Raw genomic sequence first — 20,251 nt, forward strand, 5'->3', positions numbered from 1 at the left:
GATAGAGGGCCTTTTTTATTAGAAAGCTAAACTTGTTCCTAAGTAACCTTCGTATTCATCTTCTTGTGTTTCATACTTATGAATATATCTCACCCCAAAGTCCACAGGTAATGCCCTTAAGATATTTGTATTAAAGACGAGCTCAGCTCCATAACTACTTAATTGTATACTCTTTCTTGTATCTGATAATTTGGCCTTAGTGATATCATAATAGAGATTCATATAAATTCTCTTGAAATAAATTAGCGCCGCAATATTATAATCAGGATAGAAGAGTGGAAAGAGATAATTTGCACTCGATTTTAAATACTTCTTAGACGCAAAATAATCATATCCGCGAGAGTATGCATAACCCATAAATTCATTTGAAGATGGTTGGAAGCGATAGTTGTCACCATCACCATATTCTTCACCAACTACTGAGATCTTAATTCCATTATTTGTAAAAAGCCCTGGTGTTGTTATTGAAAACGATCCAAACCAGCGATAGTCATCTTCTAGTCCTGTTTCATCATCTGTTGAAGCATCTTGGTACATTCCAAGAAGTGAAAAGCTCCAAGGTGAAATAATTGAACGAGTGGTAAAGTCCTTATATAGACTTAATGATAGTGTTGTTGATAGTCTGATAAAATCCGCTTCACCAGAAACTTTAGTGTCGTATTGGATATATTCATCAGTCATGACTTGTTCAGCTTGATAGCTTAAACTCAAATTTAAATTATAAAGATTATGTTTTTGTACGAATGGTAATTCGACTTTTATACCATAAGCAACTTCATCCCATCCATAGTCATCAGAATCACTTGCAAGTTGACTTACCATTCTCTCTCTAAGATCAACGGTTGCACTTAGAATTGGCCAGTACCTTTTATAATAGACTATAGCTGATGAATAGGGAGAGTTTTCTGAAGCTTCATAACCTAAATTTACATTCCAGCTAAAGTCTCTAAGATAATTATCTGCATAGAGGCTAAGGCCGTAACCATTACCTACAAAGAAACTCCAAGAATGAGGTGTCGCAGACCTCCAATCAAACCCGCTATAATCTTCTTCTGTATAGTTATTTGAGTTCTTTGTTTGAATCTCTTTTCTATCTTTAATGTCAATTAATTCAAAGTTGTTATAGCTGTCACTTGGGTCATTCTTTGCAAAATACTGACTGCGATTAACTAGAGAATTGATTCCAAGATTTCGACATGAATTAAGAGAGCTGCTTCTTATTCTCTTTCCGTTAATTGTTTGTTCAGTAAAATAAAAATTACCATTTGAAAAGGTTGGCGAGTATGAAGCAATATTTGAGTCAGTACATTTCTCAAGCGATTTTGTCGTTGTGTTTAATTTGAAAACTTCAATTTTCCCTTTATATTGAGCTTCAAAAAGAACAGAGTTGTTACCATCATAATTTAATGCATAGAGATTGTTATATGTAGGTGGAATTAATTCTAGAACTCGATTGTTTGAATAGTTTGCTTTAACAATTGTCTTACCTTTCCCATCTCTTGTTGCTATGGCGATAACTTCATTATTATTTAGAATTATTGCTTCTAAGAAATCATATTTTGAATTTGTGATAGACCTAAGTTTCGCACCTTCTAAATTTAATTCTTGGATAATCCATTTTCCATTTTTATCAAAGTTTATAGCTGTAATTTTCGAGCCATCTTTGTTGAAATGTGGATTATATAATCTTTCACCTGATGTTATATACTTTATATCCCCATCTTTAAGGCTTATAAGTGATAGGTCAGAGTAACTTTTAAAACCATATCTCCAATGAGGTAAGAATTGTGATTGAATTGCATAATCTTTACTGTAGCTAAGTCTTGTGAAGTCTTCACTATAAGCAATATCTGTTAGAACTTCCTTTTCATCTTTTGATTCTTTTATAAGACGGTAATGGTTATCTAAGTCGTACTCAACGTAGAAAAGGTTAGCTCCATTCTTATATTGATTTGTTTTTACATTGTATTCAGAAATAGGAAGATTATTAAACTTATCTCCAATCCATTCTTTTCTTAGATCATCAAAGGCAGCATAGTAGAAATCATAAAAATCCACTCCTGAGGAATTTTCTATCGCTCCCACAATTCCATTTGGATAAGGCCTTGCTGTAACATTATTCATTACAACATTCCAGAATTGATCACCATATTTCTTATACCCATAAGAAACCAGTACATATCCATAGATATACCAGTTAACAAGTTGATCATTGTAGGAGCCACCAACAAATTGATCATAAGTTGGAGTCTCGCCTTTAAGAAGAAGCGCTTTAAGTCTTGCCATAAAGCGAGGAGAGCGTCCTCGACCTGCTGGTGTATACTTAGTCTCTGTATAGACGGCATCGCCTTCCATATACCAAGGCTTCCTTGCAAGAAATGAAAGAACCTGTTGTCCTGTATCTCCCATAAGAATATCAAAAAACTTCACTGTTTTCTTATTGAAAATATCTTGTTGAATAACGTGACGATATTCATGAATTGAAAGCATTTCGTGCCATTCTAAAGAACTAAGACGACTTGAAAATTGTGCCGAGTCAAACCATTCAGTACGTCGTGGAGCAAGAGTAACAAACCCATTTGGATTGGCCATCTCTGGTCGATAGATCAAGGCCACTTGTTCAGGCTTTTTTACACCATAAGAAAGTCCAACATATTTTGAATAATGCTCTATTAGGTTGGCCATGTAGATTGCTCGATCCTTATAGTTTTCTGGATAAATAACTTGGGCAAAATCATTTTCAATAGATTTCCAATTCATTGGAGTACTTTGTGACTCTGTGAATGAATATTGCGCATTTGTATTTAACGATAAGAAAAGAAGAATTAGTAAAACTTTAAGTTTCATTGCTGATGCCCCGTATTGGTATATGAAATATCTATTTATTAAATAATAATGGTTGTTGAATGTAAATTAGTAGAGAGCAGTAAAAGCTAGAAAGACGATATTTGATATACTGGCAATAATAGGAATGGTTAAGTACCTAAATTGGATTTCACGGTTTTTGATACGATAGGAAACAAGTGAAAGATTGATTAAGGTAAAAACGATTAGAATGATGAAGCTAGTGGATGCAGCTAGTGTCTTTATAGGAAAGAGACTTACTAAGAGTGAAATAATTATTGCAACGACAATAGTTGCATTAATTGGTGTCTGTGTTTTTTTATTAATTACTGATAAAAAATTCATCCATTTTAATGGGTGTCTAAGGCCATAAAGAATTCGAGAGGCCATTATCACTTGAGCAATGATTCCGTTAAAGATTGCAAAGATACCAATGGCGCTGATGACAAGGGCATTGCCTCCGTGATGGACGTACATATCTTTAAGGGGCGCTTTACTTTGATTGAGCTCATCTAAGGGAATACTTGCAATTGCAACTAAGGCCACAAAAACATATAAGATCGTCGATACAAGAACAGCTATATAAATAGAGCGACTTATAGTTGGGCCAGGAAAATTTGTTTCTTCTGCAAGGTTTACCATATCTTCAAATCCGATATATGCATAAAAGGCCAAGAATGCGCCTGATATAATCATTGGAAATTGGGACCACGAAAAATTTTGTAATAATGCAGGAAGCATGAATTCATTGGCAGAGAGGTCTTGCCATGCACTCCCACATATTAAAATAAGGCCAACAATCTCAATTATAGTGAAGAAGATAACGATGTTAATGGATTCTTTTATTCCTTTTATGGCCAGTGCAGTAACTAAGATAATAATTAGAAAAATAACTGAAAAATCTGACCAATGAATAAATGTTTGAAAATAGCCGACAAACCCTTTTATTAGTGTTGATGCACTGACGACACCAGTAAAGGCAATAAGCCAGCCAACAATATTTGAAAGTAATACGCTATGAAATCCTTGAAAGATATACTCGGCCTCTCCTGCACTTTTGGGAAATAATTTAACTAATTGAGTATAAGAGTAAGCAGTCATACTTGCTAAAATTGCCGAAACTATAAACGACAGTGGTGCCATCATTCCTGCTGTTGCTGAAATCTTTCCAATTAAGGCATAAATACCAGCACCAAGAATTGTACCAATTCCATACATTGTTACCTGAAAGGTATTTAAAGATCGCTTAAGTTTTACCATTTGGCTTGATTGTAGAAAAATATAGGATAAATTGAAATTATATATTTAGTTAATATTTGATACGAGGTCATATGAAAGTTTTAATTCTAGGTGCTACAGGACTTGTTGGAAGTCATATCTTGTCGATGGCCTTAAGTGATGATCGTGTAGAAAGAGTTATTGCACCTGTACGTAAAAATATAGATGCACATCCAAAGCTTTTTGCACCGATAATTAACTTTGATGAAATTACAAAAGAAGAAGTATGCTCTTGGAAATGTGATGTTGTTATCTGCGCCTTGGGGACAACAATTAAAAAAGCTGGATCGAAAGCTGCATTTAGAAGAGTTGATCTCGAGTATCCCCTGACTTTTGGAAAGCTTGCAAAAGAATGCGCCGCTAAGTCTTATGTATTAAATTCAGCAATGGGGGCCAATAGCGATTCGCTTGTTTTTTATAATAAAGTTAAGGGGCTAGTGGAAGAAGGACTTCAGTCTTTAAATTTTGATGCCTTAACAATTGTCAGACCGGGGCTTATTGGTGGCCAAAGGGATGAATTTCGTTTTGCAGAAGAAATTGCCAAGAGTTTTTTAAAAATTTTAGGTCCACTACTTCCTAAGAGGTTACGTCTAAATCCGGCCAAGAGGATTGCTCAGACAATGCTAGAATCCGCTTTAAGTGACCAATTAGGCGTAAAAATTATTTCATCAGATAAGTTAGTGTAAAAAACTCGAGATATTTTTTATTGGCTGCATACAAGATTTCAAAGCCTTACTTGAAGAATTCATTTCTATTTATTTAGAGTCAAAAAAATATGCATAAGTTGTCGTAATTACAGTAAAGTTTTTTATAAAGATGTCGAAAAGTTAAGGAACTTAATGTCGAGTTAGTTTTTTATTTGGAGTGCATCTGTGAGTGAAGCGTTTAAGAAGGGAAATGATTGGGATATCATCAGTTTAGCAAATTATGTATCTGAAATTGTTTCAAAAGAAAGTGGGAATATACTGGGGCCAGCGCAACAATCTATGGTTATGAGTCGTTTAAAAAAGCGCATGATGACCTTAGGTACTCATACTCCAGAATCTTATTATGAATATTTAACTAAGAACTATAATAAAGAGTCTTCGCAACTTATTTCAATGCTTACGACTCACCATACATACTTTTTTAGAGAATTTACTCATTTTGAATATCTCCTTACAAATCTTGATTCCATTGTAGCCAATGCGAAAAAGAGGGGAGATAGCACGATACGTGTTCTATCAGCAGCATGTAGTCGTGGACAAGAGGTTTATTCACTGGCCATGTTCTTTAATCATCACTTGAAGAATTACCCAGGTATGAAATATGAAATCGTTGGAACAGATATTGATCCAGAGAGTGTTAAGATTGCTCAAAATGGTGTTTATCGATACCGTGAAATTAAATCGATTCCTACTGTCTATTTAACAGGGAATTGGATGAGAGGGTCTGGAGAGATCTCTAAGTTTGCAAAAGTTAATTCTCATATTAAAGAAAATTGTAGCTTTGGTGTGATGAATCTTCTTGCACCAGAAAAGTTTATCGGTGGAAAGAAATTCGATATCGTATTTTGTCGAAATGTATTTATCTACTTTGACCAAACTTCCATTGAAAAGATTGTAAATAATTTCTCAAAGTTTTTACACAAGAATGCTCTATTTATAACTGGTATTAGTGAATCTTTAAAACATACAAAATTAGAGTTTCAAACAATGGCGCCAAGTGTTTATTGTCTTGATCCTGAAGAGAAAGTTGTTGAAAAACCTAGACCACTATCTATCGTTAAAGATAAGACGGTACCTAGAACTTCACCAATTGCAAAAACACCAATCATTCCTAAGCCTATTAGAATGCTTGTTGTTGATGACAGTTCTTCAGTTGTTAAGCTACTTTCAAAAATATTTGAAAAAGATGATGACTTTGAGCTTGTTGGAACAGCAATGAATGGTCTAGAAGCACAAGAGTTCTTAAAGAATAATAAGGTCGATGCCATGACTCTTGATATTCATATGCCTGAGATGGATGGTGTTGAATATTTGAAGAAGAACTATCGCTCTGGCCACCCAAATGTTGTTGTGGTTTCTAGTGCTTCACGTGAGGATACTCGTTATGCTCAAGAAACTCTTAATAACGGTGCATGTGACTTTGTTGAGAAACCAGCACTTAATAATTTAAAAGAAAGAGCAGAAGAAATTAAAAATAAGATTAAGATGTCTTTCTTAAATGCAGCTCCAGTTGTAACAAAAGTAGATCGTTCATTCCAAAAGAGCTTTGATATTAAGAATCCTGAAACTAAGGCCCGCTTCTTTGTTGGATCTTTCAGTGATAAGAAAAAGATCATTGCTTCACTTGATGAACTTCGTGGTAATCAACCTCCAGTATTTCTTTTCTTTGAAGGAAACGGTAATTTCTTAGAAATGATTAGCGAAGAATTTAAATCAGTTCCTAATATTCAAGTCTATGATGGAAGCACTGAACTTGAAAATAATAGTGTTTATATATGTGACTTTAAAGAACACTTTGAAGATATCAATTCTAAGACAAAGAGCTTTAAGAAAAGTCTCTCTGTATTTGGAATCGTTTCAAAGTCAGTAGAGAATGCGTTCTTTGATTTAAATGAGACACAAATTCTTATCGAAGATACAGGTGATATCAACGACAGTATAAAAGAAGTTGTCTCAGATATTTTCCCTTGGACGAGTTTTGCTCACCTTGGAACTGAATATTTAGCAGATGATGAATAATTAATTCTTATTTTGAATGGTAGTGCTTTTTATTAATCGTAAAGTCTTGTGATTCATAAATAGCACCACCTTCATTTTCAAATCTACGTATACTTTCTTTTTTTTCTTTCTGTCTTCTTAGCTCATTTGATGTCTCTAGATACTCACAAACTTCTTTGTTGGAAACTTGTGGAAATTCAAGATAGAACTCACCAACTGAAAGAAAATTATGTGGTGTCTCTAGGACTAAAATATCATCAACTAAATCTATAATTTCATTATATGACTGACGTGAACTAACTGGTGCAACTGCAAAAATATTTTTTATATTATGGTCTTTCTTTAAAAACTTTATGGCCGCTTTCATTGTTGCACCTGTTGCTATTCCATCATCAACGATAAAGATACTTCTCCCTGATAGGTCAATCGGTGGCCTGCTATTTCGAAATTCTTGAGCTTGCTTTTTTACTTCTTCTTTTTTCTGCTTTGTTAGACGATGAAGTTGTAAGTCATCAATATTTAAATGGTTAATTATCCTCTGATTAAGGTAGCCAATACCTTCTTCCGTAACTGCTCCAAGTGCTAATTCTTCATTATTTGGAGCTCCTACCTTCTTAACACAGAAAATATCTAAGGGTAGCTTATGCATTTTCGCAATTTCAAATGCGATGGGAACACCTCCTCTTGGAAGTGCAATGATTGCTACATTCTTAAATTCAAGTAGCTTCTCTTTAAATTCTTCACCTAAAAGTTGGCCTGCTTCTTTGCGATTCTTGAACATAGTTCTTTCCTAGATGACAATTTTTATCTGTGGATTGAGTTGGCGATCCTTTTCTACGGGACTTGAAATATAGGCTTCTTTTTCTATTTCTAGATTGATAATCTCAGATAGATCGTGAAGTTCATTTCCCAATCTCTGTATGACATCATCAGCAGAAATAATTCCTACAAGTTGATCTCTTTCATTAACTACTGGGATTCGTCTAACGCCATTGGCACGCATTTTCTTTATTGTATCGACGATACTGTCTTTAGGAGAGCACATCACTACATTTGGAGTCATGATCTCGCTCACTTTCGAGTAGGGTTCTATCTTTCCTTTCTTTCCAAAAGATAAGGCGATATCACGGTCAGTTAAAATGCCCATTGGAGTTTTCTTCTTTCCTTCTTTATGACCGACTACTATGATGGCCCCGACATGTTTTTCATACATCTGTTTTGCAGCATCGTGGATGGTAGCATCAGAGTTAATTGTTACAATATTTTTTTGGATAATATGCTCAATTGACACGTTTATCTCCTTTGAAAACTAGATTACGTCCCAATTATAATTGCATTCTCTTTTGCATATAATTTAATTCTTTCCAAAGAAAAGTTTCGATTAACTTGTAAACTTGTTCAAAAAAGCGAAGCAAGCGTTCGAAGAACGCAAATGTAACCGATTTCGAAATTAAGAGGAGCGCGTGATACCGAATGCGTAAGCATTCGGTTGTTTAGCAAGCGTTAGCGCTGCGTATCTTCGATGAAATTTAGTATCTTATTAAAAAAAAGAATGGAGCGCGTGACAAGATTCGAACTTGCGACATCCACCATGGCAAGGTGACACTCTACCAACTGAGTTACACGCGCTTATTTGAGTGGAAGAAATATATTGCTGAGGAAAAAAATTGTCAATACTCAAAATTAAAAAATTATAAGTTCTTCTTCCCCGACCCGTCAGGTGAGTCCAAAATATATTGCGGAAGAAGCCAACCTGGAATTTCACGACGCAGTTTACGATATATTTCACGTCCTTCTTCAATTGGTAGGTAAAAGTGCATGGCACCCTTGGCCTGATCTGGGTGGTGAAGATAGTAGGGACGAATATTTAATGCATGAAGCTTAAGAAATAAATCCTTTAAGTCTTTAACATTATTATTAACATCCTTTAAAAGGACAGACTGTGAGAGAAGGCCAAAGTGTGCCCCCAGTTTTTTGATACAGTCCATAGCGTCTGTTGTGATTTCTTGAATATGATTGATGTGGATAACTACATTTATATCGTTAAATCTGTTATTGAATTTGTGAATAACTTCAATAAATTCGTCACTAATATATTTTGGTAAAGAAATAGGTGTTCTAGTGTGAAAACGAATGAACTGTATATGTGATAATTTGCTAAATTCTTCAAGGTAGAACTTTATCTTAGATGCTGAAAGCATAAAGGGGTCTCCACCTGAGAAGATTATTTCATTTATTTCTGTATGAACTGATAAATAGGAAATAACTTTTTCAAAGTCGGCCTTAAAAATTTCGTGCTTGCTACTTAATTCATTTTTGCGAAAACAATAGCGACAAATGACCGGGCAAATAGTCGTTGGTGTAAACAGCGCTCGGTTATCGTAACGATGGATAAGCTGGGGGGCGACGTATTTTTGTTGATCTCCAATTGGGTCTTCTAGTCCATCGTCTGAGTTCTCTAAATTAGATGGGAGAAATTGTTTTGCGTGTATGCCCTCAAGTCCTTCTTTTTGAATTAGTTCATTCATGTGACTTGGAATGAATACTTCATATGAAGATGGTTCTAGATTAAGACCAAAATGCGAATTGACTTCATTTGTTGAGCGAAGTCCTTTTCTCATTTTTGATTATTTTCTTTATCTTGTTTGTCTTGAAGTTTTTTTATGTCATTGAGGTGATGCCATTTTGCCCAAGCGGCACATCCGCGAATTAGTAGAGCACCGTAGATTGCAATACCTGTGAAATGGGCCATCACTTTCATCGTTGATAGGGCCCCTGTGTTTTGAAGAAGCCAATAGATCCAATAGAGAAGTGCGATGTGAATAATGAAGATCACAACAAATTGGAGTTTATATGAAAGTGGTTTTCCTGCTAGCATGACGTCTTTATATAATTACTTTGAGTCTTTATCAACATGATCACGAAGATCTTGAATCTTTTTAATAGCAAAAGATTTGTAGATATCAGTGAGTAAACAATGGGCATAGAGTACATCTCCAGCTGGCATCGGTAGAAGAGCAACAGGTTTTATTGGTCTAAACTTACCCTTGTAGCTTCCACCTTTGTATTTGATATCGATTACTTCTTGATTTGCTATCTTCTTTTGTAATTGTTGAATAATCTCAGGTGCTTCGGCTATATTCGCCCTTGTGAAGTCACGGATATTTAAGATTTCGCCTTCTTTTAGCTGACGGTTTGATTTCACTTCATCAAGGGTCTTTGCAAAGACACGAAGGCAGGCAATTGTATCATCTAGTGCTCGGTGATGATTTTTTAGTGGAATTTCAAAGTGCTTACAAAGTGATGAAAGCTTATGATTCTCACTTCCTTTCACATACTTACGAGATAATTTACATGAACAGAATACCTTGGCCTTGTGAAGCTCAATCTTTTGCTGGTGCATGGCAAAGACAATAAAGCCAATATCAAATTTTGCATTATGAGCAACAAGTGGCGTATTTCCAGAAAATTCGAGAAATTTAGGTAATACCTCTTCAATTGAAGGTGAATCCTTAACCATGTCATCAGTGATTCCATGGATTTTCGTTGTAAATTCAGGAATTGGGTTTTTAGGTTTTACGAGGGACTCAAAAGTTTCTATTTTGTTTCCAACGACTTTAATAGCCGCAATCTCGATAATTTCGTCAACTAAAGGAGACAGTCCAGAAGTTTCTAAATCAAGTGCTATTAGCCCATCTGGGAAATACTTATTGATATTTTTAATTTCGCTCTGAGTAAAATTGATAGTAATTCCTTTAATGAAGCTAGTAGTAGGGGTTTCCAACGTTTTGTAAATATTGGTATGTCGTAGCAATGTGTCATGCCAATTTTAATTAATTTTAGTACGTTGAAGAACCTTAAAATTAAACTTTTAATACTGATTATGGGCCTTACGGTCAATAGTTTGAGGAAATATTTTATGAAGAAATTTGATGTTATTGTAATTGGTTCAGGGCCAGGTGGATATGTCGCCGCTATCCGTGCTGCCCAACTTGGAAAAAAGACTGCTATCGTTGAAAGTAAAGAATTAGGCGGAGTTTGTCTTAACCGTGGCTGTATTCCTACGAAAGCGGTTCTTAAAGCTGCTCACAGTGTTCACGAGCTAGCAGATATGAAAGATTTAGGTATCGATGTTGAGCTTAAGGGCCTAGACGGTGGTCAAGCTGTTAAACGCGCTAAGGGGATCTCAAATAAGATTTCTGGTGGTGTTGCTTACCTAATGAAGAAAAATAAAATCGAAGTTATCGAAGGTTACGGTAAACTTCGAACTAATACTCAAGTCGAAGTTACTTCAAAAAGAGGACATACTGAGACGATTGAAGGAACAAATATCATCCTTGCAACTGGTGCTCACTATCGTTCATTCCCTGGACTTGAGCATGATGGGAAGAGACTTATTGGTGCTTGGGAAGCGATTAAAATGGAAGAGCTTCCAAAGTCAATTGGGATCATTGGTGCTGGTGCTATCGGTGTTGAGTTTGCTTACTTCTGGAATGCATTTGGTGTAGACGTTCATATCTTTGAACTACAAAAACACCTTCTTCCAATCGAAGATGAAGAGTCTTCAAAAGCTGTTGAAAAAGCTTATAAGAAATACGGAATCAAGATGTCTCTTGGTGTTGAAAAAGTATCTGCTAAAAATAACGGAAATGACATTACAATCACGGAAGTTAAAGGTGGAAAGACTGTTGAACACAAATTTGATATGGGACTAATTGCTGTTGGTATGACTGGAAATATCGAAGGTATTGGACTTGAAACTGTTGGTGTAAAAACTGATAGAGGTTTTGTCGTAGTTGATAATAACTACCAAACAAATATTCCTAATATCTTTGCTATTGGTGACGTTGCGGGACCTCCTTTACTAGCACACGCTGCTTCTCACGAGGGAATCATCGCTGCTGAAAAAATTGCAGGTGAGCATCCACACCCACTAGATAAGATGAATGTTGCTGGTTGTACTTATTGTCAGCCACAAGTTGCATCTGTTGGTTACACTGAAAGAGCTCTTAAAGAGCAAGGTATTAAATACACTGCTGGTAAGGTTCCATTCTCTGCAAATGGTAAGGCCATGGCATCTAATGAAACTGATGGGTTTGTAAAAACTCTAATGGGTGAAGATGGTGAAATGCTTGGTGCTCACATTGTAGGAACTCACGCGACAGAATTAATTCATGAGTATGTTCTATTTAGACAAATGGAAGGTGTTGACGAAGAAATGTTTGCAACAATTCATCCACACCCAACTCTTGGAGAGTTCTTAGCTGAGTCTGTACTTAATGCTAAGGGAAGATCGATCAATTTTTAATTTTAATATATAAGGATAAAGATTATGAAAAACGATATCGTAATGCCACAAATGGGTGAGTCTATTACAAACGGAACGATTACAAAGTGGCACAAGCAAGTTGGTGACACAATTGAAATCGATGAGATTCTTCTTGAGATCTCAACTGATAAAGTTGAATCAGAAATTCCATCACCATATTCTGGAAAGATCGTTGAGATTCTTTTTGAAGAAGGTGAAACAATTGATGTTGGTGTAAAAATCGCAGCAGTTGACGATGATATGAATGCAGAGGTTTCAGCATCAGGTTCTTCTGAAGCAGCAGCTCCTGCTCCAGCGGCAGCTGAGCCAGCACAAGCAGCTCCTGCAGCAACAGGATCTTCAGATACTCTTGAAGATGTTGTTATGCCACAAATGGGTGAGTCTATTACAAATGGAACAATCACGAAATGGCACAAGTCTGTAGGTGATATGATCGAAATTGATGAAATTCTTCTTGAGATCTCGACTGATAAAGTTGAGTCTGAAATCCCTTCACCATTTGAAGGGCGTATTGAAGAAATTCTCTTTGAAGAAGGTGAGACAATTGATGTTGGTGTAAAAATCGCATCTGTTGAAACAGATCCATCAAAACCTCAGGGAAGCGCTGGGAGTTCTGCTCCAGTAGCAAGTGCACCTGCTGCTAACCAAGCTCAAGAATCAGCTCCGGCAGCAAGCTCATCTCAACCAAGTCCAACGACAAAAGGTGGACGTCGTTTCTATACTCCTTTAGTTAGAAACCTTGCTAAAAAACATGGTGTTGACCTTAATGAATTAGCACATATTGAAGGAAGTGGAGCAGGCGGACGTGTTAATAAGGCCGACTTCATGAACTTCTTAGAAAATAGAGGCTCAGCTCCTAAGGCAGCTCCTGCGCCAGCGGCTACAAAGTCAGCACCAGCAGCTCCGAAAGCAGCGCCAGCTCCTCAAGCCTCTTCTGTACCATCTTCGACAAGTGGTAGAGTTGAAGTAATCCCAATGGATAATATGAGAAAAGCGATTGCTAAGAATATGATCGCTTCTAAGATGACTTCTCCACACGTTAACTCGATGGATGAAGTTGATATGACAAAACTATTTAAGTTCAGAGAAGGATTTAAGCATCAGTTTAAGAAAGAAGAAGGTTTCTCTCTTACTTACACTCACTTCATCCTTTATGCTCTAGTACAAGCTCTTAAAGAGTTTCCAATGGTTAACTCTTCAATTGTTGGTGATGAAATCCACATGAAGAAAGATATCAACCTTGGTTGTGCTGTAGCTGTTCCAGGTAACGGACTTGTCGTTCCTGTTATCAAAGGTGCTGATAACTTAAATATTAGAGGAATTGCTAGAAAGCTAGATGAACTAGTACAAAAGGCAAGAGCTAAGAAGCTTACGCTAGATGATATGTCAGGTGGAACTTATACTTTCACAAATAATGGTTCTTTTGGAATCCTTATGGCAACTCCAGTTATCCTTCAACCACAACTTGGTATCTTCTGTGTTGGTACAATGAAGAAGCGTCCAATTGTTACTGAAGATGATGCAATTGCTATTCGTCAGATGATGTATGCAACTCACACATACGATCACAGACTAATTGATGGTGAAGTAGGGTCAAAATTCCTAAGACACGTAATCAACACTCTTCAAACAACAGATTGGGAAGGGTTATTCTAGGCGAATAAGAACATTTTAATATAGAAAAAGGACCTCAAATGAGGTCCTTTTTTATGTCTTTTAAGTTCTCTTTTATAGGAACATTGAATTGGCATTTATATTCGGATTTCTTCTCACCGGAATGCATATAGCAATTTAGATGCTTTCCACTTCTTAGCTCAAACTTTTTACCATTTATATTATGAAAACTATCTTTAATGAGATCAAGTTTAAGCCAGAACCTTTCGGCCAATTTTCCAGAAAAGTTTATTCTTAGATGGTTGTTATCGTAGCTGATTTTTGCTTTACCATTTTCACGCTTTGTTCCTAAGAACTCACTAATTGCCCCTTTTCCAAAATCAGTATCGGTATCATAGGCGGATAATTTCCCTTGTCCTAGGCCATTTAAGTAGAGGTGACAGTGAAATTTATGTGAAGGCTCTCTAACGCAAAAGAAGTATTTATGATAGCGAAAGACTAATCCATGTACGAGGTCCGCATAGGTGTTTTTCACAGGGAGTCCTAGAAAGATCTCCCTTGCATATTTTGAATCAACGATTGAAAACTCATTCACATGGCTTGAGATCGCAATATTATTGATTTCACTTGCAAAGGTTTTAAATGTTAGAAAGAGGGCAAAAGAGATGAGTACGATAGTCTTCATATTTTAAAATATAAAGTTTGAAGATATCAAAGTAAAACTAGTTCACAAAAGCCTGACAAATAAGACTCTTGGCCAACATTTCTTCTTTCTAACTACTTATAAATTGTTACTAGACTGCGATACATCTTTCCATTTTGGTGTGAATCAACATTCTTCTTGATTTCGTTGTACTTAGTATGAAATAGACTAGAATTACCTTCTTCAATAAAAGAAGACTTCATTTCTTCGAGAAGATCTTTTGCCTTATTGTTGAAGACCTTATCATCTTGAGTGAAGTCTTTTACGTCATGTTTTCGTTTTTTTAATGCCTTACCAAGACGAGATTTATCAAAAGGTCTCTCAGAGGTGTAGGTAAGAACAAACTTTCCCTTTGGCTTAAGACTATCCATTACTTTATTAAGAGTTCGATATAGATCATTTAGCATGTAGAAGCCATCTAATGAGATGACTAGGTCATACTCATTCTCTCCAAGCCATGTCGTTTCAAAATTGGCCTCTTTATATTTGAATTTACTTTCGACAAGGTCCATTCCTTTGGCCTTTAACTTATAATTCTTAGCAAAGTAGTCGGTGAGATCACCAGTTCCACAGCCGATATCTAGAACTTTCATATTGGGCTTAAAGTGTGCTGTGAGGGCCTCAAATTGCTTTTTTGAGAGGTTGTTTTGCATGAAGCACTCAATACCATGCATCTTATTGCAATAAGAGAGATACGATTTAGACTCTCTTGCAAAGCGATAGTAATTTGTGAATGCTCGTTTGGCCTTGGCGTTAAAACCTTTTTGATTTAATAGATTGCGTATAAATTGAAACATACTTTCTTATACTCCTATTTTCTTTAAAATTCTATCTTCACACAATCTTAATAATTTAGAATTTGAGAAAATTTTATACGAATGTTACAAATATATTATTAACGGGAAAAGGAGTCTCCCCATGCTCAAATTTCTATTCTTTCTTAGTGTTTTAGTAACATTGGCCAATGCAGCTGTTGCAACAGTCTTTCTTGAAGGACTCAATGAGAGAGGTCAGCAAGAAGTTCAAAAAGTAATAAGTATATTTAAATAAAAAAAGCCTTCTATTCAGAAGGCTTTTTAATTTTATATCTAAAAGTGTTGATTTCTAGAAATCACTGATTCTGTCAGCAAGGTTTGGAATATCGATGAATGGGTTTCTGTTGTTTTGAACTCTAAAGATTGTTTCATTTCTTTTTAGTTCTTCAGCATCGATTGGATCTTGCTTATCCCACTCTCTAAGTACTTGTTCTTGGTGACTTGAGATTTGGATATCGTATCTTACAGAGAAGTAGAAAAGTGCTCTTGCAACATTTCCTTTGTGTTTTGCAGGTGGCTCGAAAGCACCGTTTCCTTGAGTTTGAGAAGCTGTACAGTTCTCATAATCTACAGGGAAACCATCAACATTATCAAATTCATAATTTCCTCTTACTGAGTTCGCTCTTGAATCTGTTGGGTATAAGTGGTGAAGGTCTGATTTTTGAAGACCTTTTGAAAATCTTCTTGAGAATTTTGATTGTGGCCAAGTGTGCTCACAGTTTAAAACATTTGAATTAGGGATTTGTCCTGGTCCCATTGAACGTGTTTGACGTCTTCTAAGTTTCTTTTGGCAGTAAACATCTTCAATGAAATATCCATTGTTATCTTCTTGTAGGTGTAGCTTTCCGAAAAGAACTTTTCTAGCACCTTTATAACCAAGGCTTCTTTGTCTATAGCACTTTCCTCTTTTATTTGAGTCACATCCTAATAGGTCACGACCATTTGTTTCTTGGTGCATTGAATTTAGTACATCAAAAAGATGCTCTTTTAGAGCTTCACTATTATTTGATTTCATTGATAGGTGAAGTTCAGTTTCTTTTGGATAGTAGTTGTTTAATTCTGTTGCGTTAGTCGTAAGTGCGAAAAGTAGTGTTGCTAGTGCGATAGTGAATTTCATCATTTACCCCTCGGTTTTCCCTATGATGTTTTGTGTGTGTGGAGCATTTATAGGACAAAACTATTAAAATGGCTAATACTAAAATTAAGTATCTCTAATAAAATATCTATATCTACCTAATAACAGTGATTAGACGCGTTGCTAAGATGTCATTTTTTTAAATATATACGAAAAATGTAGATTTCTGAGGAGCTCTTTTGTATAAGACCCTCTAACAAAGAATATAGTTTATTAGGGCGAACTTATTATGAAATACATTTTACTAGCGTGTTTACTAATATCTTTTAATGCTACTGCTTACACAAAAGCATCTTTAAATTGTATTAAGAAATTAACATATGACCTAAATGTGGATAGTCGTGCCTTCAAAGTAAATATGGATGAAGTTGATATTGATCTTGAAGATAAGCCTCTTGAGGAATCAATTGCCCTTATTCGCGCAACTCTAGAGCTTTATGGTTGCAATAGTAGGAATGCGATTAACTTCTCAAAGACGCCATCAGGAAGGGCAAAGAGTCGATGCCTAGAGCTAGTTCCTGGTCAAGACTATTCAATGAGCTGCTATATTGAATCAAATATTGGTTTCTTCTTTATTACAAAAGATCTACAAACTGACGCTTTCATTATTTATTCGCGTTGGGATTAATCTCCCCACAGCTCAGATAAACGCTTCTTAATATTATTTTCCACACCAATTTCTTTTGGGTGATAAAACTTGGGCGTACCTTCTGGAGAGTATTGTTGTCTGACAAATGATCCTTCAAAGCTATGTGGATATTGATATTTCACTTTATGGTATTTATCTGGAAAGTTCTTTAAGTGCTCTGGAACTTCAATTGTTTGAGAGTCTTCTACGTAAGCGAGGGCCTCGTTTATGGCCATATAGGCAGCATTGCTCTTTACTGTGCTTGCTAAATAAGTTGTTGCTTGGGCCAGTGTAATACGTGCTTCAGGCATACCGATATTTTGAACAACATGAAGAGCATTTGTCGCCACTGTTAGTGCATTTAGATCGGCGTTTCCGACATCTTCACTGGCAAAAATGACGAGTCTTCTTGCAATAAAGACAGGATCTTCTCCACCATCAAGCATAACAGCAAGCCATAAAATGGCCGAGTTAGGATCGCTTCCTCTCATACTCTTTATAAAGGCCGAGATAACATCATAGTGACGGTCTCCACCGGCATCAAAGTTTCGAGAATTTTCTTTGATGATATTTTTTACTGTTTCAAAATCCACATCCTCATCAAGAGAATAGATAACCTCTAAGCTTCCTAGAGCTATACGTGCATCGCCATTAGCGTAATCGCAAATAAGATCAAGGTGTTCTTTTGAAAGTTTACGCTCTAGCTTTTCAACTGTTTTCGTAATAAGAGAGCGGATCTTTTCTGTGGAAAAAGATTTTAGCTCAATGATTTTCATTCGAGACAGGAGTGCACGATTTACACTGCGTCGGGGATTTTCAGTTGTTGCACCAATTAAGATGAAACTTCCTTGTTCAACGTGTGGAAGTAGAGCATCTTGCTGGGCCTTATTGAAACGATGAATTTCATCGATAAAGATAATCGATTTTCTTTGGTAGTCCTGAGACTCCTCTTGGGCCTTTTGAATGAGTTTCTTAAGGTCTGCCACTCCAGAGAGAACGGCACTGAATTCATAGAAATTAGCATTGATTTCATGGCCTAAAACCTTTGCCAAAGTCGTTTTCCCACTACCTGGAGGTCCCCATATTATTAATGAAGGTATATTTTCGCCACGTAAGAAAGGAAAACGCTTAGCAAGTGCGTCAAATCCTTCGTAGTCTTGCCTGCTTTCAGGCCTTACCTGATGAGCGAGGGGAGTTGATTTAGAATCTGGTGCGTTAAATAAACCTTGTTGCATAAATTACCTATTTTATACTGGCCATTGACACAATGTGGGGCCGTCGTGTAATTTAACATACCAATTTAAGCTAGACAAAATTTGCGGCGTTAAGCCACGAAGAAATCTCATTAAAGCTGTCGTTAAAGGTAGTGAGAAAAAAAAATAGAAGGAGGTGAATGTTATGTCTAAAGATTACTCAATCAAAATCGAGATCGATGAAAGATTAAGTGCGGAAAGAGCTCTTAAGAAATTCAAGAGATACTGCGAAGCTTTCGGTGTTATTAGAGAATACAGAAAGAGACAAGAGTATAAGAAACCTTCTATTAGAAATAAAGAGAAGCTACAAGCTGCTGAGAAGAGAAGAAAGAAAACTCAGACGAAGTACGGTAGAGGTTCTAAAATCTAATTAAGATTTAAATTTCTTATATAAAGAGAGGCTCCGTAAGGAGCCTTTTTTATGTCCAGGATGGACGGTATGTCGACGAGAGGCAGGAGCCGGAGTCGACCTCTATGCATGATTAGAACATCAGTTTTAAAATTGAATTCCAACGACGATGCATGATTTTTACGTTTCTAACGTATTCTTTTGGAAAACCAGTCTGACCTTTTTCAAGATCCATGTGAAAAACATTCCACTGCATATTTAAATCACCTAAGCGATCAAAGAACCAATCTTTATTCATTTGAGGAATCATATAAACTTCAACAGGGGAGAGGAAGTTATCAATAAATTGCTCGAAAGATGGTTTTAGTTCCGTAGGTAAAATATAAAGAAATGAGTCGTTAGCAAGATTATAAATTTGTTTTACATAGCTTCGATACTTATCAATACGTGGTGCATAGATAGCAAAGTTAGTCTTATCTGTTAGATGTAGTAGTTGAACATAAGACTGTATCTGTAAATTATAACTGTCGATTTGATCAAGATTTGAAAGTAGTGCTATGTAGCCATCAACTTTATCGTATTGCTTTTTTGGTAGTTTTATAAAGTCATCTCTAAGACTTTTTACATTTCGCTCAATTGCCTGGATTCTTCCCATGACATCTTTAAGGTCTTCATAACAAAGCTTTTGATTCCTACGACATTTTTCATAGGCTTCATCAAAGGCAAGGTTTAAATTAAGGCTATTTTCTCTTAAGTTGATAAAGTCTTGAGATGTATAGGTGATTCTTTTGACGACATAATAAAAGTCTTTCTTCATGGAACGAAGTTGAGGCCTAATATAGCGTCGATAGGTATATGAGTTTAACTTTAAGCTAGACGTATCAAAGTCTAGATAAGGATAATTGGCCAATGTACTGGCACAAATAAATAGAAGAAAGATTAGTTTTCTCACTAATTAAATGATTGAAGGAATGTCGCCAATTGTCAATGTTTAGCCAACGAGATCGAGGTCTTCTTGTGGTGAAATATGACTAAGTTCAATATGATCAGGAACTTTCTGTAGAGAACGAAAGTCTGTTAACCAACTTTCTGAATTACATATTGAAATTGAAACATTATGTCCTGGGAATCTATTCTTAGCTAATTGCTTTGGAAATAAACTCAGCGGAGCAGATTTCAACTTAAAATGGACATCAATATGTGATGGAATCTTTCCCGAGTAGATTAGTGCAAGACAAATAAGTGTACCTGCATGATCTGTTTCTACTTGAACTCTATCTTTCTTTGATTTTTTAATGAGTGTTAAAAGGTTGGTTGCGTATTTAGAGATTTCTTTTTGATTGAGATGTTGAAAGCGGTAGATGTCACGACGATTTTTTGCGGTTAGGACCCTTTTTTCTTCTTCGCTAAATTGCAGGTCCCTAAAATTTGTCATCATTATCTCATCAAGAGTGGGCTCTTTTGTTTCAAATTTATAGAGAACATCTGCCCCAGCTCCCTTGACCTTGATCTTACCAGAAAATAAACGCTTTAAAGACACGATGAACCCTTTGTTAAATACGTAACATTCACAGCCTATATATCTGTGTATACTCTTT

General features: G+C 35.9%; 20 protein-coding genes and 1 tRNA gene. 7 read left to right on the forward strand and 14 right to left on the reverse strand.

What is annotated here, in order from left to right:
• Nucleotides 1-18 precede the first annotated feature (18 nt).
• Nucleotides 19-2,847, reverse strand: a complete 2,829-nt coding sequence (locus ACMAZI_RS03705; protein ID WP_412473752.1) for a hypothetical protein — start codon at nucleotides 2,845-2,847, stop codon at nucleotides 19-21.
• A gap of 66 nt (nucleotides 2,848-2,913) precedes the next feature.
• A complete protein-coding gene (locus tag ACMAZI_RS03710) occupies nucleotides 2,914-4,104 on the reverse strand; it encodes an APC family permease (protein WP_412473751.1) in 1,191 nt (396 codons plus the stop codon).
• A gap of 71 nt (nucleotides 4,105-4,175) precedes the next feature.
• Between ACMAZI_RS03710 and ACMAZI_RS03715 the strand changes: the two genes are divergently transcribed.
• Together ACMAZI_RS03715 and ACMAZI_RS03720 are read left to right on the forward strand one after the other, a co-directional pair.
• A complete protein-coding gene (locus tag ACMAZI_RS03715) occupies nucleotides 4,176-4,808 on the forward strand; it encodes an NAD-dependent epimerase/dehydratase family protein (RefSeq protein ID WP_412473750.1) in 633 nt (210 codons plus the stop codon).
• Nucleotides 4,809-4,994: 186 nt separating this feature from the next.
• Entirely contained in the window at nucleotides 4,995-6,848 is a 1,854-nt protein-coding gene (locus ACMAZI_RS03720) for a CheR family methyltransferase (protein WP_114705530.1), read from the forward strand.
• A gap of 7 nt (nucleotides 6,849-6,855) precedes the next feature.
• On the opposite strand, the gene ACMAZI_RS03725 is transcribed toward ACMAZI_RS03720, so the two are convergent.
• From ACMAZI_RS03725 to ACMAZI_RS03750, 6 genes are all read right to left on the reverse strand, one after another.
• A complete protein-coding gene (locus tag ACMAZI_RS03725) occupies nucleotides 6,856-7,608 on the reverse strand; it encodes a phosphoribosyltransferase (RefSeq protein ID WP_114705529.1) in 753 nt (250 codons plus the stop codon).
• Nucleotides 7,609-7,617: 9 nt separating this feature from the next.
• Complete coding sequence (locus ACMAZI_RS03730; protein WP_120405337.1) at nucleotides 7,618-8,118, reverse strand: CBS domain-containing protein; 501 nt, start codon at nucleotides 8,116-8,118, stop codon at nucleotides 7,618-7,620.
• Between the two features lie 262 nt (nucleotides 8,119-8,380).
• Nucleotides 8,381-8,456: transfer RNA gene (locus ACMAZI_RS03735), tRNA-Gly, on the reverse strand.
• A gap of 62 nt (nucleotides 8,457-8,518) precedes the next feature.
• Nucleotides 8,519-9,448: a KamA family radical SAM protein gene (locus tag ACMAZI_RS03740; protein WP_412473749.1), complete on the reverse strand. Its 930-nt coding sequence runs from the start codon at nucleotides 9,446-9,448 to the stop codon at nucleotides 8,519-8,521.
• The gene (locus ACMAZI_RS03745; protein WP_120405335.1) at nucleotides 9,445-9,705 is read right to left on the reverse strand and encodes a hypothetical protein; all 261 of its coding nucleotides are present in this window, start codon (nucleotides 9,703-9,705) and stop codon (nucleotides 9,445-9,447) included. The genes ACMAZI_RS03740 and ACMAZI_RS03745 overlap by 4 nt, the downstream gene beginning before the upstream one ends.
• 15 nt (nucleotides 9,706-9,720) lie before the next feature.
• Nucleotides 9,721-10,611, reverse strand: a complete 891-nt coding sequence (locus tag ACMAZI_RS03750) for an exonuclease domain-containing protein (RefSeq protein ID WP_412473748.1) — start codon at nucleotides 10,609-10,611, stop codon at nucleotides 9,721-9,723.
• A gap of 135 nt (nucleotides 10,612-10,746) precedes the next feature.
• On the opposite strand from ACMAZI_RS03750, the gene lpdA reads away from it, so the two are divergent.
• Both lpdA and sucB read left to right on the forward strand, forming a co-directional pair.
• Nucleotides 10,747-12,135 carry a dihydrolipoyl dehydrogenase gene (lpdA, locus tag ACMAZI_RS03755; RefSeq protein WP_114705524.1) on the forward strand — a complete coding sequence of 463 codons (1,389 nt, stop codon included), beginning with the start codon at nucleotides 10,747-10,749 and terminating at the stop codon, nucleotides 12,133-12,135.
• A gap of 24 nt (nucleotides 12,136-12,159) precedes the next feature.
• A complete protein-coding gene (gene sucB / locus ACMAZI_RS03760) occupies nucleotides 12,160-13,812 on the forward strand; it encodes a 2-oxoglutarate dehydrogenase, E2 component, dihydrolipoamide succinyltransferase (protein ID WP_412473747.1) in 1,653 nt (550 codons plus the stop codon).
• A gap of 34 nt (nucleotides 13,813-13,846) precedes the next feature.
• On the opposite strand, the gene ACMAZI_RS03765 is transcribed toward sucB, so the two are convergent.
• Together ACMAZI_RS03765 and ACMAZI_RS03770 are read right to left on the reverse strand one after the other, a co-directional pair.
• Nucleotides 13,847-14,455 carry a hypothetical protein gene (locus tag ACMAZI_RS03765; RefSeq protein ID WP_412473746.1) on the reverse strand — a complete coding sequence of 203 codons (609 nt, stop codon included), beginning with the start codon at nucleotides 14,453-14,455 and terminating at the stop codon, nucleotides 13,847-13,849.
• A 92-nt stretch (nucleotides 14,456-14,547) separates the two neighbouring features.
• Complete coding sequence (locus tag ACMAZI_RS03770; RefSeq protein ID WP_412473745.1) at nucleotides 14,548-15,270, reverse strand: methyltransferase domain-containing protein; 723 nt, start codon at nucleotides 15,268-15,270, stop codon at nucleotides 14,548-14,550.
• A 121-nt stretch (nucleotides 15,271-15,391) separates the two neighbouring features.
• Between ACMAZI_RS03770 and ACMAZI_RS03775 the strand changes: the two genes are divergently transcribed.
• The gene (locus ACMAZI_RS03775) at nucleotides 15,392-15,523 is read left to right on the forward strand and encodes a hypothetical protein (RefSeq protein ID WP_255509250.1); all 132 of its coding nucleotides are present in this window, start codon (nucleotides 15,392-15,394) and stop codon (nucleotides 15,521-15,523) included.
• 54 nt (nucleotides 15,524-15,577) lie between these two features.
• On the opposite strand, the gene ACMAZI_RS03780 is transcribed toward ACMAZI_RS03775, so the two are convergent.
• Nucleotides 15,578-16,405, reverse strand: a complete 828-nt coding sequence (locus ACMAZI_RS03780) for an endonuclease I family protein (protein WP_162929683.1) — start codon at nucleotides 16,403-16,405, stop codon at nucleotides 15,578-15,580.
• A gap of 247 nt (nucleotides 16,406-16,652) precedes the next feature.
• On the opposite strand from ACMAZI_RS03780, the gene ACMAZI_RS03785 reads away from it, so the two are divergent.
• Entirely contained in the window at nucleotides 16,653-17,051 is a 399-nt protein-coding gene (locus ACMAZI_RS03785; protein WP_114705517.1) for a hypothetical protein, read from the forward strand.
• Here ACMAZI_RS03785 and ACMAZI_RS03790 read toward each other — a convergent pair.
• Nucleotides 17,048-18,286: a replication-associated recombination protein A gene (locus ACMAZI_RS03790; RefSeq protein ID WP_120405331.1), complete on the reverse strand. Its 1,239-nt coding sequence runs from the start codon at nucleotides 18,284-18,286 to the stop codon at nucleotides 17,048-17,050. The two genes, ACMAZI_RS03785 and ACMAZI_RS03790, sit on opposite strands and share 4 nt — an antisense overlap.
• Before the next feature lie 163 nt (nucleotides 18,287-18,449).
• On the opposite strand from ACMAZI_RS03790, the gene rpsU reads away from it, so the two are divergent.
• Nucleotides 18,450-18,674 carry a 30S ribosomal protein S21 gene (gene rpsU / locus ACMAZI_RS03795; RefSeq protein ID WP_114705515.1) on the forward strand — a complete coding sequence of 75 codons (225 nt, stop codon included), beginning with the start codon at nucleotides 18,450-18,452 and terminating at the stop codon, nucleotides 18,672-18,674.
• Nucleotides 18,675-18,786: 112 nt separating this feature from the next.
• Here rpsU and ACMAZI_RS03800 read toward each other — a convergent pair whose 3' ends face one another.
• The gene (locus ACMAZI_RS03800) at nucleotides 18,787-19,605 is read right to left on the reverse strand and encodes a hypothetical protein (RefSeq protein WP_114705514.1); all 819 of its coding nucleotides are present in this window, start codon (nucleotides 19,603-19,605) and stop codon (nucleotides 18,787-18,789) included.
• 39 nt (nucleotides 19,606-19,644) lie between these two features.
• Nucleotides 19,645-20,193 (reverse strand): hypothetical protein, encoded by a 549-nt coding sequence (locus ACMAZI_RS03805; protein WP_114705513.1) that lies wholly within the window; start codon nucleotides 20,191-20,193, stop codon nucleotides 19,645-19,647.
• Nucleotides 20,194-20,251: the final 58 nt, after the last annotated feature.

The sequence above is a fragment of the Halobacteriovorax sp. YZS-3-1 genome, from assembly GCF_047084945.1.
In the GTDB taxonomy this organism is placed as follows: domain Bacteria; phylum Bdellovibrionota; class Bacteriovoracia; order Bacteriovoracales; family Bacteriovoracaceae; genus Halobacteriovorax_A; species Halobacteriovorax_A vibrionivorans.